Annotated in this window: 16 protein-coding genes; 2 read left to right on the top strand and 14 right to left on the bottom strand. The window is 32.0% G+C overall.

What is annotated here, in order from left to right; translation table 11 throughout:
* Window positions 1-15: 15 nt before the first annotated feature.
* Genes secD through ACY3IT_RS03685 form a run of 12 tightly spaced genes read right to left on the bottom strand, consistent with a single transcriptional unit; the run spans window position 16 to window position 9,217 of the window.
* Window positions 16-1,215, bottom strand: coding sequence for a protein translocase subunit SecD (secD, locus tag ACY3IT_RS03740; RefSeq protein WP_463083448.1), 1,200 nt, complete (start codon window positions 1,213-1,215; stop codon window positions 16-18).
* Window positions 1,216-1,239: 24 nt separating this feature from the next.
* The gene (gene yajC, locus ACY3IT_RS03735) at window positions 1,240-1,518 is read right to left on the bottom strand and encodes a preprotein translocase subunit YajC (protein WP_463083447.1); all 279 of its coding nucleotides are present in this window, start codon (window positions 1,516-1,518) and stop codon (window positions 1,240-1,242) included.
* Window positions 1,494-2,663, bottom strand: a complete 1,170-nt coding sequence (gene tgt / locus ACY3IT_RS03730) for a tRNA guanosine(34) transglycosylase Tgt (RefSeq protein ID WP_463083446.1) — start codon at window positions 2,661-2,663, stop codon at window positions 1,494-1,496. Before tgt ends, yajC begins: the two co-directional genes overlap by 25 nt.
* An 11-nt stretch (window positions 2,664-2,674) precedes the next feature.
* Window positions 2,675-3,694 carry a tRNA preQ1(34) S-adenosylmethionine ribosyltransferase-isomerase QueA gene (gene queA / locus ACY3IT_RS03725; RefSeq protein WP_463083445.1) on the bottom strand — a complete coding sequence of 340 codons (1,020 nt, stop codon included), beginning with the start codon at window positions 3,692-3,694 and terminating at the stop codon, window positions 2,675-2,677.
* The gene (locus ACY3IT_RS03720) at window positions 3,685-4,773 is read right to left on the bottom strand and encodes a SpoIID/LytB domain-containing protein (protein ID WP_463083444.1); all 1,089 of its coding nucleotides are present in this window, start codon (window positions 4,771-4,773) and stop codon (window positions 3,685-3,687) included. Before ACY3IT_RS03720 ends, queA begins: the two co-directional genes overlap by 10 nt.
* Before the next feature lie 12 nt (window positions 4,774-4,785).
* Window positions 4,786-5,007 (bottom strand): DUF2905 domain-containing protein, encoded by a 222-nt coding sequence (locus ACY3IT_RS03715; protein ID WP_463083443.1) that lies wholly within the window; start codon window positions 5,005-5,007, stop codon window positions 4,786-4,788.
* 2 nt (window positions 5,008-5,009) lie between these two features.
* Window positions 5,010-5,876, bottom strand: coding sequence for a diacylglycerol/lipid kinase family protein (locus ACY3IT_RS03710; RefSeq protein WP_463083442.1), 867 nt, complete (start codon window positions 5,874-5,876; stop codon window positions 5,010-5,012).
* Window positions 5,873-6,421 (bottom strand): epoxyqueuosine reductase QueH, encoded by a 549-nt coding sequence (locus tag ACY3IT_RS03705; protein WP_463083441.1) that lies wholly within the window; start codon window positions 6,419-6,421, stop codon window positions 5,873-5,875. Before ACY3IT_RS03705 ends, ACY3IT_RS03710 begins: the two co-directional genes overlap by 4 nt.
* A complete protein-coding gene (gene ruvB / locus ACY3IT_RS03700; protein WP_463083440.1) occupies window positions 6,411-7,409 on the bottom strand; it encodes a Holliday junction branch migration DNA helicase RuvB in 999 nt (332 codons plus the stop codon). The genes ACY3IT_RS03705 and ruvB overlap by 11 nt, the downstream gene beginning before the upstream one ends.
* 2 nt (window positions 7,410-7,411) lie before the next feature.
* Complete coding sequence (gene ruvA / locus ACY3IT_RS03695) at window positions 7,412-7,987, bottom strand: Holliday junction branch migration protein RuvA (protein ID WP_463083439.1); 576 nt, start codon at window positions 7,985-7,987, stop codon at window positions 7,412-7,414.
* A complete protein-coding gene (gene ruvC, locus ACY3IT_RS03690) occupies window positions 7,988-8,467 on the bottom strand; it encodes a crossover junction endodeoxyribonuclease RuvC (protein ID WP_463083438.1) in 480 nt (159 codons plus the stop codon).
* On the bottom strand, window positions 8,468-9,217 hold the full coding sequence (locus ACY3IT_RS03685; RefSeq protein ID WP_463083437.1) for a YebC/PmpR family DNA-binding transcriptional regulator: 750 nt from the start codon (window positions 9,215-9,217) through the stop codon (window positions 8,468-8,470). It lies immediately after the preceding gene.
* 109 nt (window positions 9,218-9,326) lie between these two features.
* Between ACY3IT_RS03685 and ACY3IT_RS03680 the strand changes: the two genes are divergently transcribed.
* The gene (locus tag ACY3IT_RS03680; RefSeq protein ID WP_463083436.1) at window positions 9,327-10,040 is read left to right on the top strand and encodes an HAD-IIB family hydrolase; all 714 of its coding nucleotides are present in this window, start codon (window positions 9,327-9,329) and stop codon (window positions 10,038-10,040) included.
* On the opposite strand, the gene ACY3IT_RS03675 is transcribed toward ACY3IT_RS03680, so the two are convergent.
* Window positions 10,021-11,562: an NAD(P)H-hydrate dehydratase gene (locus tag ACY3IT_RS03675; protein ID WP_463083435.1), complete on the bottom strand. Its 1,542-nt coding sequence runs from the start codon at window positions 11,560-11,562 to the stop codon at window positions 10,021-10,023. The two genes, ACY3IT_RS03680 and ACY3IT_RS03675, sit on opposite strands and share 20 nt — an antisense overlap.
* Before the next feature lie 3 nt (window positions 11,563-11,565).
* Window positions 11,566-11,904: a NusG domain II-containing protein gene (locus ACY3IT_RS03670; RefSeq protein WP_463083434.1), complete on the bottom strand. Its 339-nt coding sequence runs from the start codon at window positions 11,902-11,904 to the stop codon at window positions 11,566-11,568.
* Window positions 11,905-11,985: 81 nt separating this feature from the next.
* Here ACY3IT_RS03670 and ACY3IT_RS03665 point away from each other — a divergent pair, with 81 nt between their 5' ends.
* The gene (locus ACY3IT_RS03665) at window positions 11,986-12,609 is read left to right on the top strand and encodes a SagB/ThcOx family dehydrogenase (RefSeq protein WP_463083433.1); all 624 of its coding nucleotides are present in this window, start codon (window positions 11,986-11,988) and stop codon (window positions 12,607-12,609) included.
* Window positions 12,610-12,680 lie beyond the last annotated feature (71 nt).

The following is a 12,680-nucleotide window of genomic DNA, read 5'->3' as shown; positions in this document are numbered from 1 at the left end:
TTTTTCCTCCCTTCCCTAAAATCCAAGTAACTTTGATGCTTTTTTAAATATAGGAAGCGATAACAAATTCTCAAGAAGAGTTCTTGTCACTACAATAGATGTAAACATACTAAGAGCCACACCTAATGACAATGTTACTGCAAATCCTCTTATAGGTCCTGTCCCAAAATAGAAAAGTATTAATGCTGCAAGGATAGTGGTAACATTACTATCAATAATAGCCCTTAAGGCATTCCTAAAGCCAGAATCTAAAGCTGCTATAGGAGTTTTACCCTTTGCATATTCTTCTCTCATTCTTGCAAAAATTAAACAATTAGCATCTACAGCCATACCTATAGAGAGAATAATACCTGCAATACCTGGTAAAGTTAAAGTGGCATTTAAAAGCTTAAGAGCAGCAAGATCTAATACTATATAGACTAAAAGAGCAATATCTGCTACAAGTCCCATCATTCTAAAAACAAGAATCATAAACAAGATAACAAGGATTCCACCTATAATTCCATTCCTATAAGCAGACTCCATAGTATCCTTTCCTAAGGTTGGATCGATAGTTCTATTTTCAATAACCTTTACAGGTACAGGTAAAGCTCCAGCCCTAAGAAGTATTGCAAGTTTTTGTGCCTCATCAAAAGTAAATCTTCCTGTTATCACTCCCACTCCTTCAGTTATAGGCTCTTTTATTACAGGATTGGATATTACCTTACCATCAAGTACAATAAAAACCTGCTTTCCTACATTTTTAGCAGTAAAATCTGCGAATATCTTAGCACCCTCAGGGTTCATCTCTACCCTGACCATAGGTTGTCCAACTTGATCAAATTCCACTTTTGCACTCTTTAACGCAGAACCAGTCAGTATAGTATTTCCTTTTTCATCTTTGAATTCAAGTAAAGCAGTCTGACCAATAATTTCCAGTGCTCTTTCTGGATCTTTTATACCAGGAAGCTCTACTACAATCTTATCTGTACCCTCTTTATAGATAGAAGGTTCTGTAACTCCTAATTGATCTATACGATTTCTAATGACCTCGATAGTTCTTCTCACAGCATCATCTGTAATCTCAACTCCTTCTGCCTTTTGACATTGTAATGTAACCCTAATACCGCCCCTAATATCTAATCCAAATCTAAATGGAAAAGTAAGGAGAATCCAGATGGCTACACCCAAAAGAAGTACAATAAAAGCTGTTTTATATTCTGTCCTTATATTCATTATTTCATATCTCCCCTTTCTCTGCTAATCTTTTAAAGGATAAGCAACTCCATCAAGCAGCATCTCAAAAACTATACCTTTTGCAAAAGAAACTTGTATTGTCCTTTTCTGTTTGTTTATAGCTACTATCTGCCCTATCAATCCCCCTTTTGTTACTATTTTATCCCCTACTTTTAGAGAATTTAACATTTCTTCTCTCTTTTTAGCTTCTTTTTTTTGGGGAATTACAAGGATAAAGTAAAAAATAGCTAAGAAAACTCCCCAAACAACTATTAAACCTAATAAATTAACAGCTTGTTCCATATATCCTCCTTCTCCAATCTATTTTCTTTATCAGAGATCAAATACTTATAAAGAAATTCTCTTTTGAACTCACCAAACCTCCCTTCCTGTATACTTTTTCTTATTTCTTCCATAAGTCTAAATAGAAATCTTAAATTATGAATTGTGAGAAGTCTATAAGAAAGGGTCTCATGCTGTAAAAATAAATGTCTTATATAAGCCTTGGTAAATTTTTTACATGAATAACAATCACAATCTTCCTCCAAAGGTGTAAAATCCTCTTTATATTTTGCATTTTTAACATTTTTTCTTCCCTCTTTTGTATAAAAAACACCATGTCTTGCAAGCCTCGTAGGTAAAACACAATCAAACATATCTACTCCCATGGAAACTCCAATTATCAAATCCTCTGGAGCCCCAACTCCCATAAGGTATCTTGGTTTATCTTTGGGAAGTAAATCTAAGGTATACCCCATTATCTCATACATGGCTTCCTTAGGCTCACCTACACTTATACCCCCGATAGCTATACCTTTTAAATCAAATTCTAAAAGCTTTTCAACAGCCTCTTTTCTAAGTTCTTTGTAAAAACCACCTTGTACAATACCAAAAAGAATCTGATTAGAATTCCCTATCTTTTCTTTATAGTCTATAGTTCTTTTTAGCCAGGAAATAGTAGTTTTTAATGCATCTTTAGTTTCCCAGTATGAAGCACCATATCCTAAACATATATCAAGAGGCATTATAATATCTGAACCTAAAGCTTTCTGTATATCCATAACAAGTTCTGGAGTAAAAAAATATTGAGTACCATCAATATGAGAATTAAAGTAAACACCTTCTTCGTCTATTTTCCTTAATCTGGCAAGGCTAAAAACTTGATAACCCCCACTATCAGTTAATATTGGCCTATCCCATCCCATAAAAACATGAAGCCCCCCAGCTTTTTCTATCAATTCGTGACCAGGTCTCAAAAACAAATGATAAGTATTAGAAAGAATTATTTCAGCTCCTAACTCTTTTACTTCTTCTGGAGTAACAGTTTTTATAGCACCTTGCGTACCAACAGGCATAAAAACAGGAGTATTAATCTCTCCATGGTAGGTTCTTAATTTTCCTAATCTTGCTTTTGTTATGTTATCATCTAATATTTTCTCAAAAATCATATTTATATCTCCTAATATATAAACATGGCATCCCCAAAACTATAAAATCTTAATCTTTCATCTATAGCTTTCTGATATGCCTTTTTCATAAGATCATACCCCATAAATGCTGCAACAAGCATAAGAAGAGTAGATTTTGGAAGATGAAAATTGGTTATAAGGCCCTCAAGAATTCTAAATTCAAAACCAGGATATATAAACAAGGAAACCAAACCCTTTCCAGATTCTACTCTCCCAGATCTTCCTTGAGCTTCAAGAACCCTCGTTACTGTAGTACCAACAGCGATAACTCTTCTTCCTTCTTCCTTTGCTTTGTTTATCCTATAGGCTACATCCTCTGATAACTCAAAATATTCAGGTTCTAATTTATGTTGGGTAATATCTTCAACCACTACGGGTTTAAAGGTACCAAGCCCTACATGAAGAGTGACATATAATATCTCTACTCCCATGTTTTTCAAATTTTCCAAAAGTTCAGGTGTAAAATGTAATCCAGCTGTTGGAGCAGCAACAGCACCCTCTTTTTCAGCATAAACAGTCTGATAACGATTTGGATCTTTTATTGGCTTTTTAATGTATGGAGGTAAAGGTACTTCTCCGATCTCTGGAAGAATGCTTTCTATATTATCCTGTGAAAAGCGTAAAACAAAGATTCCTTCCATATTTCTTTCAATTACCTCAGCATAAATATCCTTTTCAAAAAATATCTTTGAACCAATTTTGGCTCTTTTTCCAGGCTTTATTAATGCCTCATATTCCTTATCAGCTGTTTTCTTTAAAAGGAGTATTTCAATCTTAGCACCAGTTTCCTTTTTTCCATATATCCTTGCAGGAACGACTTTTGTATTATTAAGTACTAATACATCTCCTTTTTTTAAAAAATTCTTTATATCTCTAAAAATATGGATAGAGATATCTCCTGTACTCCTATCTACCACCATAAGTTTAGAAGAATCCCTTGGTTCAGCCGGCTCTTGAGCAATAAGTTCTTCAGGAAGATAATAATCATAATCTGACAATTTCAATACCATTTAACAACATCCACTCCTTGATAATAGTATTTTAAAATCTCTCTATAATTATAACCTTTTTCTGCCAAAAATTTTGCGCCTTTCTGAGAAAGACCTACCCCATGTCCATTCCCTCTACCCACAATTAAGATTTGACCGCAACTATTCAAGGAAAAATTAAATAAAGTACTTGGTAGATTAAATAAATATCTAAAAGTCGTACCTTTAACATAATATACTCCGTAGTCATCCTTAAAAATTATATTATATACTCTATTTGATGGCGTTTTCTCTACTTCTATAGAAAATTCATTACTCAAAGAAATTCCTAAAGATCTTATTTTGACCAAAAGATCTCCTAAAGTTACCTCTCTTGTCCATGCGTCTAATAAAAGTTCATCCACGTCTTTAACACTTTGCAAATATGGTAAATCTTGTCCCCAAACATATTTACAAGCTTCGGTACAACCACCTGAAGATGAATGGAAAAAAGCTTTTATAGGAGTACCATTATATACAATTACCTCTCCCTTGGTGTCCATTACTGCTTTTGTAGATTTCTCATTCTCTTTTTTCATCCCTTTATAGACTTGACAATGAGTAGTATTGCAAAGATCAAATTCTCCATGTCTACCTATATTAGCTAAAGCATAAGTTCGTGAAGCAACTGCTTGTGCTTTTAAAGCTTCCAAGGGATAGTAAGCAGGCATCTCTGATGGTACTACTGACAACAAATAATCTTCCGTATTTATCACATTTATTAACCATCCACTTTTTGATATCTCCATATATCCACGATAAAAATCGTTATTATAATTTAAATAATACCCATCCGGGTAGATTTTAATTGGCAAAGTAGTTGTAAGTATACCATTTTCTGCTTCTATAATAGCACTACCATCCTTAACTATAATCTTTATAATCCCCTTACCTTCAACCTTAATGTTAAGATAGTCTGTAATAATCTCACCTATATTTGAGAAGAAAACCTCACCATCAATCTTTTCAATACCAATTCTTAAAGTTGGAACCTCTTGAGAATAGGATAAACTAAAAAGGGATAAAGAAAAAAGAATAAACAATAGTAAAAGTATCCTCATTTTAACATAACTTTACTTTTTGAGTCTCAATATGATATTTATGATTATGGTAAGGAAAAGACTCAAAAGAATAGAGGTAGTCAATGGAAAATAAAAAACAAAATTCTTCCTCTCTATTCTAATATCTCCAGGAAGTTTACCTAATAAAGGAATTTTATCTACAAAGAGAAAAACTAATCCTAAAATTATAAGTAAAATTCCCAAAAAAATAAGTACTTTACCCATAAAGTCCATAGTTACATACCCCCTATAATCTTTTGAAATTTATGCATTGTTTTAAAGGTAATCTCGTTTCTTGTTATAAGCTCACCATCATAACTAATTATAAGTTCACTATCTGATTTTATTGTTACTTCTTTACTCCTATAAAATTTTACATGAGGATTAATGGTATGTTTTCCTATATATACAAGAGGAAAAGTAGCAATCAACTCCGCAGTATGAATCTTTTGAGCAATAGCTATATCAAGAAAACCATCATCCACCTTAGAATTAGGAAGTAATTTCATACCACCACCATAATACATCGTATTTCCCAAAGCCACCAACGTAATTCTACCTTTCCAAGTTATAGAGTCAAAAAAAATCTCGCACTCTGGATATTTGAACCCCTTTAATGTGGTAAAAACAGAAATAACATACCCTTTAAATCCTGTCAAATTCAGCTTATTCGAATTATAATTTACATCTCCTACAAAACCAGTTCCTGCTATACCCACAAAATATCTTCCATCTAATACTCCAATATCCACTTCTCTTATATTCTGGGATTTTAAAAGTTTTATAGATTTTTCTATATTTCTTGGGATACCATAGGATATAGCTATATCATTACCTCTTCCAAGAGGGATTATTCCTAAAATTCCTCTACCCTTAAGCCCATTAACCACCTCATTTATAGTACCATCACCCCCAGCTGCAACTACCACATCTACTCCTTTATCCAATGCCTTCTCCACCTGTTCAAAAGTTTTTTTACCACCAATAGTATATTCTATTGAATAATCTAATCCCTCTCTATCTAAAATATCTATAAGTCTTGGATATATTTTTTCAGCCTTTCCTCTATTAGAAGTAGGATTAAACAAAATATGATATTTCATTTTTTTCCTTCCCTCCAATATCTGTCTTTTTCACTATATATACATCCGCAATATTTCTGTCTATAAAGACCATACTCCTTAGAAAGCTTGACTCCCTCACTATATCCCACTCTAAAATCTTTATAATAAAATTCTAAACCAAAGTCCTTTGCTAAAAGATAGCCTATATCTTTTATTAAATCATGTTTTTGATAAGGGCTTACCAATAAAGTGGTAGAAAAGAGCTTATATCCAAGTTCTTTTGCTTTTTGGGCTGTCCTTTTAAGCCTCATGTAATAACAAACAGGGCATCTATTATCTTCTCTATAAACTACTTGTCTTATAAATTCCTCTAAAGCGTAATCATCCTCATACACTACTTGTAAATTCTGACTTTCTGCAAAGGATTTAAGAGTAGAAAGTCTGAGAGAATATTCGGTATAAGGATGAATATTGGGATTATACCAAAAACCAGTAATTTCATAACCTTCCTCTCTAAGAACTTTCAAAGGATAAGTAAGACAAGGAGCACAACATATATGAAGAAATATTCTTTTATCCTCCATCAGAGCACCTCATTAAATGAGAAAGTCCAAGGGGAGTTATTATTCTTCCTCTTGGTGTCCTTTGAATAAAACCTATTCTTAAAAGATATGGCTCATAAACTACCTCAATAGTTTCAGGAGACTCATTAAGAACAGCAGCTAAGGTTTTTATACCTACAGGTCCACCAGAAAACTTATCTCTAAGGGTAAAAAGGATCTTTCTATCTAAATCATCTAAACCCTTATCATCTATCCCCATAAGGTCAAGAATTTTTTTCACTTCTTCTTTATCTATAATTCCCATTTCCTCCACTTCTATATAATCTCTTATTCTTTTTAAAAGACGATTTGCAATTCTTGGTACTCCTCTTGATCTTTTAGCAACCTCATGTACGCCTTCCTCAGAAAGCTCTATACCAAGTAATTTTTGAGACCTCTTAATAATTTCTACCATCTCATCATGAGAATAATAATCAAGAGAGGCAATAAAACCAAAGCGATCCCTCAAAGGATTACTAAGAAGCGCAGGTCTTGTAGTAGCACCTACTAAGGTAAAAGGAGGAAGCTTAAAATTAAGTACTCTTGCTCCAGGTCCCTTGCCAGCAATAAAACTTATACTTCTATCTTCCATGGCAGAATACAATATCTCTTCCAAAGATGAAGATAATCTATGGATTTCATCTATAAAAACAATTCCATTTTCTGGAGCATTTGTCAAAAGAGCTACAAGATCCCCTATTTTTTGTAAAGAAGGAGCCGAAATAGCTTTTATTGAAACCTTTTGCTCTTCTGCTAAAATAAAAGCAAGAGTAGTTTTACCAACACCAGGAGGACCTACAAATAGTATATGATCTATAGGTTCTTTTCTTTTTTTAGCACCGTTTATTATCAAACTAAGTCTTTCTTTTATCTTTTTTTGTCCAATAAACTCAGAAAGATTTTTAGGTCTTAAAATATTATCTAAGAGAGGTTCCCTCTGAGTTAAAGAAGAGGCTGGAATCTTTCTCATTTTCATAATTCCTTAGATAATCTTTGTAGAGCAAATTTAATAATCTCTTCTATATTCTCAAAATCTTTAAATTTTTTTCTAATCTCTTTCATAACCTCATTAACCTCTTCTTTATTATAACCTAAGTTATATAAAGCTTTCCTTATAGTACTTTCCTCCTTTTTCTCCTTGGGCAATAACCCATTCTTTTCCAAGAATATTTTTTGAGCCACTTTTTTGCCAATTCCTGGAACTCTTAGTAGAGCATTTATATCTTCATTTTCTAAGATTTCATTAAATTCCTCTGGAGAGAAATAATTTACAATCCTTAATGCTATTTTCTCCCCTACCCCTTTTATACGTTTAAGATCTTCAAAAAGATCTCTTTTATTCTCATCCAAAAAACCAAAGATCTTAATCTCTTCCTTATCGATACTTTCAGAGATATAAATCTTTACTTTTTGACCTATATTATTACCCAAAAGGATCAGGTCCTTTTCTCCCAAAATAATCCTAAAACTAAAAAAATCCAAACTCACTACCACAAAATTATCATATATCTTATCTAATTTCCCTTCTATTGAATGAAAAAATGACAATTAAATATTCTCCCCTCTGCTATAAATATATGCTAATGCAATAGCTAAAGCATCAGCAGTATCATCTGGTTTAGGAATATCTTTCAAATTTAAGACTTCTTTGACCATATATTGGATTTGGCTTTTGGATGCCCTTCCATATCCAACTATTGATAATTTAACCTCTAAAGGACTAAACATAAATATCTCTTTTTGGTGTTGGTAAGCAGCAAGCAAAATTATACCTTGGGATTGCCCAATACTTATAGCAGTTTTTACATTTTTATTAAAAAATATATTCTCCATCACAACAATGTCAGGATCATAACTCTCTAATAGAGCTGAGATTTGATCATATAAATAATTTAATCTCCTTCCTAAACTCCAATTAGAAGGAGTTATTAGAGCCCCATAATCTATAACATTAATATAGTCTTCTTCCTTATTTAAAATGCCAAAACCAGTTATAGCTGTTCCAGGATCAAGTCCTAAAACTTTCATCTAAGATAGAGCTTGTAAGATCTCGTCAGGTATATCAAAATTAGCATAAGTCTTTTGTACATCATCATGATCCTCAAGCTCTTCCATAAGCTTAAGAAGTTTTTCTGCATCTGGACCTTCTACTGGAACTAAATTCTTCGGAACTTTTGTTACTTCAGCTTGAGTTATTACATATCCTTTTTCTTGTAATTTAGCTTTAACTTCAGAAAAGTTTTGGGGGTCTGTTATTATTTCAACACTATCACTACTTATTTGAACATCTTCTGCGCCAGCTTCTAAAGCATCACTAATTAATTGATCCTCATCCTTAACACATTCCTTATCAATAAAAATGCTACCTTTATCTTCAAATATCCATGCCACACATCCTGCCTCTCCTAAACTTCCACCGTGTTTCGTAAATATTCTTCTTATTTCCGAAGCAGTTCTATTTTTATTGTCTGTAACTACTTCTACCATTACAGCTACACCGCCTGGTCCATATCCTTCATAGGTAACCTCTTCATATGTTACACCAGGAATCTCTCCTGTACCTCTCTTTATAGCCCTTTCAATATTCTCCTTTGGCATATTAGCTTCTCTTGCTCTCTCAATTGCAGCTCTTAAACGGGGGTTAGTTTCTGGATTTCCTCCGCCTTGTTTAGCTGCAATAATAATCTCCTTACTTAAAGCTGAAAAAAGTTTTCCTTTTTTAGCATCTGCTGCAGCTTTTCTGTGTTTAATATTTGCCCACTTAGAATGTCCTGACATAATCTTCGCCTCCTTAGTTTAAAGACTTGAATATTAGTGTTTTCAATGGCATTCTACAATATTTTATAAAGTTTGACAAGAATCATAATTTTCGATAAACTTTCATACCATGGACATAAAATTGATATTAACAGATATAGAAGGATGTATAACCAAAGATAAAGGATATCCCTTAGACTTAGATGGGCTAAAATGGATTAGAGACCATCTTAAACTTCTTCCTCCTATATCTTTAAACACAGGAAGATCAAAACCATATATAGAAGCAATGCTTCAAGCAATAGGCCAATTTGAGGATTCTATAGGAGAAAATGGATGCATTATATATCTAATTGATAAAGATGATATAATTTTGCATCCCAAAATAAAAGAAGAATTTTTAAGGCAGAGAGAAGAACTCAAAAAATTTTTAAAAGAGAAATTAAAAGGCTATGGACATATAGAGCCAGGTAAAGAAGTTTGTGTATCCATATTTCCAGAAAAAGATATTCCTGTACCAGAATTAGCAAAAATGTCTCAAGAATTAATCGAAACAAATTTTCCAAACTTTCAATTAGTTTATTCCTCTATTGCAGTAGATATTACTCCTAAAGGAATAGATAAAGGAGCAGGAATGGATCTCCTTTTGGAAATAAAAGGATTAGACTATGATGAGGTATTAGGTATAGGAGATAGTTTAGGAGATCTCTCCTTTTTAAGTAAATTAAAATATAAAGCAACACCATATAATGGACATCCACAATTAAAAGAAATAGCAAATTATGTGGCAAAAGAAGAAGATGTTTTAGGTCTAATAGAGATTTTTAAATACTTTTTCCTTTAAAGGTTTCCATAAAAATATCTGGAAGAAAATCTATAATATCTGACGAAATCATACCGTAATTTCCTCTATTTCTCTTCCAAAAATTAACAGAAAATCCATGAATATAGTTCCCTAAAATACATGCATTATTCTCACTAAGGCCTTGGGCTAAAAGACTTGCTAAAATACCAGTAAGAACATCACCAGATCCTGCAGTAGCAAGTAAAGAATCTGCAAAAGGATTTACATAAATTTGTCCTTCTTTGGTAAAGGTTAAAGAATAAGGACCTTTAAGTATTAAGTTTATTTTGTATTTTCTTACAAAGTCTTCACCAATCAAGAATCTATTTTTCTGTATATAACCAACGGGAAGATTTAAAATTTTCGACATCTCTCCATAATGAGGTGTAATAATTATCTTTTTTCCTTTTATCTCTTCCAAAATATCCTTGATATATACTAAAGCATCAGCATCTACCACTATAGGAATATCTACTTTCGTAATAAGTCCTTTGACAAAAAAACTAGTGTCTGAATATAATCCGATACCAGGTCCTAAACCTATAGCATCAATTTCATAGCTATTTATAAACTCAATAATATAATCTAAATTTTCCGAAGAAATATAACCATCAATTTCTTTAAGAGGAATATATATTATTTCGGGATATAAAGCCCTGTAAATCATATGAATACTTTCTGGTACAGAAAGATAGACCATACCTGCCCCACTTCTTAAAGCGGATAAAGCAGAAAGAATCGGTGCTCCTGTATATTTCAAAGATCCCCCAATAATTAATACTTTTCCTTTTTTTCCTTTATAAACCATCTTAGTATGAACAGGAATTAACTTTTGTACCATATTTTCATCCACAAGCTCCATATTACTTTTTACTATAGAATCCAAAAACATATCCCCAAAGTTAAGTCTACCTACTACTAAATTTCCAATATACTCTATAGCAGGATATTCAAAAAATCCCTTTTTAGGATAAAACATAGTTAAAGTATATGAGGACTTTATAGCAGAACCCCTAATTTCACCAGTATCAGAGTCAATTCCAGAAGGGACATCTATAGAAATTACAAATTTTTTTAATTCATTTATATATTCGAAAATATTTTTAAGATTATCTTCGATATCTCTTTTTAACCCAATTCCAAATATTCCATCTACAATAATATCAAACAAGCTTAGATCTTTATAATTAGCCTTTAAATCTAATATAAGAACATCATTTATAAGGCTCAGTTGAATTTTTAAAAGATCTGATATTTTTTTATCCCAAAAATAAGAAAACACGTATACATTTTTCACACCATAATTTAGAAGGTGCCTAACTAAAGCAACACCATCTCCCCCATTATTCCCAGGACCACAAAGAATAGCCACATTCTTGCTTTTTAAATCTGGGATATTATCTTTTAAGAAATTAAAAAGAAAGATCGAGGCATTCTCCATCAACATAAGAGTTGGAATCTTATATTGCTCTTCTAAAATTTTCTCCAAATTTCTTATATCTTCAGAATTTACAATTTTCATATTCTACCTCTCAAGAGTTATTATAACTCTATTAGGTAAGCAAACAATGCTTTCTCCCGTTTTATTTATAAATCCTTGTTTTATGCATATTTTATCAGGGCAAGGGGATGAGATCATATGTACTCCTTTTCCTTCTATATATTCAAAAATACTATCTCCTAAGGGGCCTTTTACTTTATATTTATCACCACTTTTAAGTTTTGTTAGGGGTATTCTTAATACTTCTCTATTTTCTACTTGTATAACTAAAAATTTGGTTTCGCCTTTCGGTAGAAATAAATATATAATACTTATAATAGAAGAAATTAAAAGAATAAAAATTAACAAATTTGCTTTTTTCATATTCATCATAAAAATTATACCACATCATCATATCACAAAGAGTACTTCAGAAATTTTATTTCTTTGATATAATTTATAATCATGGTAAAGCTAAATAATTTTCAGAATAAAAATATCAAGCTACCAACACCTATTTGTAAAGGTCATTTATCCATAGAAGAAGCATTACTTTTAAGAAGGTCGGTAAGAACATATAAAGAGAACCCCATTAATTTACAAGATTTATCTCAAATATTATGGTCTGCCCAAGGAATAACAGAAAAGAATTACAAATTTAGGACATGTCCTTCTGCAGGTGCTACTTTTCCATTAGAAATATATGTCTTTGCTTATAAAGTTCATGATTTAGATATAGGAATTTACAAGTATATTCCTGAGAGCCATGAATTAAATCTCCATTTAAAAGGTGATAAGAGAGAAGATCTTTTTATCGCATGTTTAAGACAAGAATGGATTAGGAGAGCCCCAGTTATTATCATAATATCAGCTAATTACTATAAAACCACTGCAAGATATGGGGAAAGAGGAATAAGATATGTATTTATGGAAGCAGGACATTGTGCCCAAAATATTTATTTACAATGTGTATCTCTGAACTTGGGAACTGTAGCAGTAGGAGCCTTTAATGATGAAGATGTAAAAAGAATAATACATCTTCCTAAAAATGAGTTTCCTCTATATTTACTGCCTATTGGAAAGATTTAGTAAACATAGTTGATAAAATAAGCTAAGATGTGTTAGACTTATCCAAAAAGAGTATTAGGAGGGTGAATAAT

This window comes from Dictyoglomus sp. GBS, assembly GCF_055179815.1.
This window is presented reverse-complemented; position numbering and strand designations above follow the sequence as displayed.

Coding starts and splice junctions, on each gene's coding strand:
- ACY3IT_RS03705 (WP_463083441.1), bottom strand. CDS start 6,421: ATGGAGGATAAAAGAATATTTCTTCATATATGTTGTGCTCCTTGTCTT.
- ACY3IT_RS03665 (WP_463083433.1), top strand. CDS start 11,986: ATGGTAAAGCTAAATAATTTTCAGAATAAAAATATCAAGCTACCAACA.
- ACY3IT_RS03720 (WP_463083444.1), bottom strand. CDS start 4,773: ATGAGGATACTTTTACTATTGTTTATTCTTTTTTCTTTATCCCTTTTT.
- tgt (WP_463083446.1), bottom strand. CDS start 2,663: ATGATTTTTGAGAAAATATTAGATGATAACATAACAAAAGCAAGATTA.
- ACY3IT_RS03685 (WP_463083437.1), bottom strand. CDS start 9,217: ATGTCAGGACATTCTAAGTGGGCAAATATTAAACACAGAAAAGCTGCA.
- queA (WP_463083445.1), bottom strand. CDS start 3,694: ATGGTATTGAAATTGTCAGATTATGATTATTATCTTCCTGAAGAACTT.
- secD (WP_463083448.1), bottom strand. CDS start 1,215: ATGAATATAAGGACAGAATATAAAACAGCTTTTATTGTACTTCTTTTG.
- ACY3IT_RS03670 (WP_463083434.1), bottom strand. CDS start 11,904: ATGAAAAAAGCAAATTTGTTAATTTTTATTCTTTTAATTTCTTCTATT.
- ACY3IT_RS03715 (WP_463083443.1), bottom strand. CDS start 5,007: ATGGACTTTATGGGTAAAGTACTTATTTTTTTGGGAATTTTACTTATA.
- ACY3IT_RS03680 (WP_463083436.1), top strand. CDS start 9,327: ATGGACATAAAATTGATATTAACAGATATAGAAGGATGTATAACCAAA.
- ruvC (WP_463083438.1), bottom strand. CDS start 8,467: ATGAAAGTTTTAGGACTTGATCCTGGAACAGCTATAACTGGTTTTGGC.
- ACY3IT_RS03675 (WP_463083435.1), bottom strand. CDS start 11,562: ATGAAAATTGTAAATTCTGAAGATATAAGAAATTTGGAGAAAATTTTA.
- yajC (WP_463083447.1), bottom strand. CDS start 1,518: ATGGAACAAGCTGTTAATTTATTAGGTTTAATAGTTGTTTGGGGAGTT.
- ruvB (WP_463083440.1), bottom strand. CDS start 7,409: ATGAGAAAGATTCCAGCCTCTTCTTTAACTCAGAGGGAACCTCTCTTA.
- ACY3IT_RS03710 (WP_463083442.1), bottom strand. CDS start 5,876: ATGAAATATCATATTTTGTTTAATCCTACTTCTAATAGAGGAAAGGCT.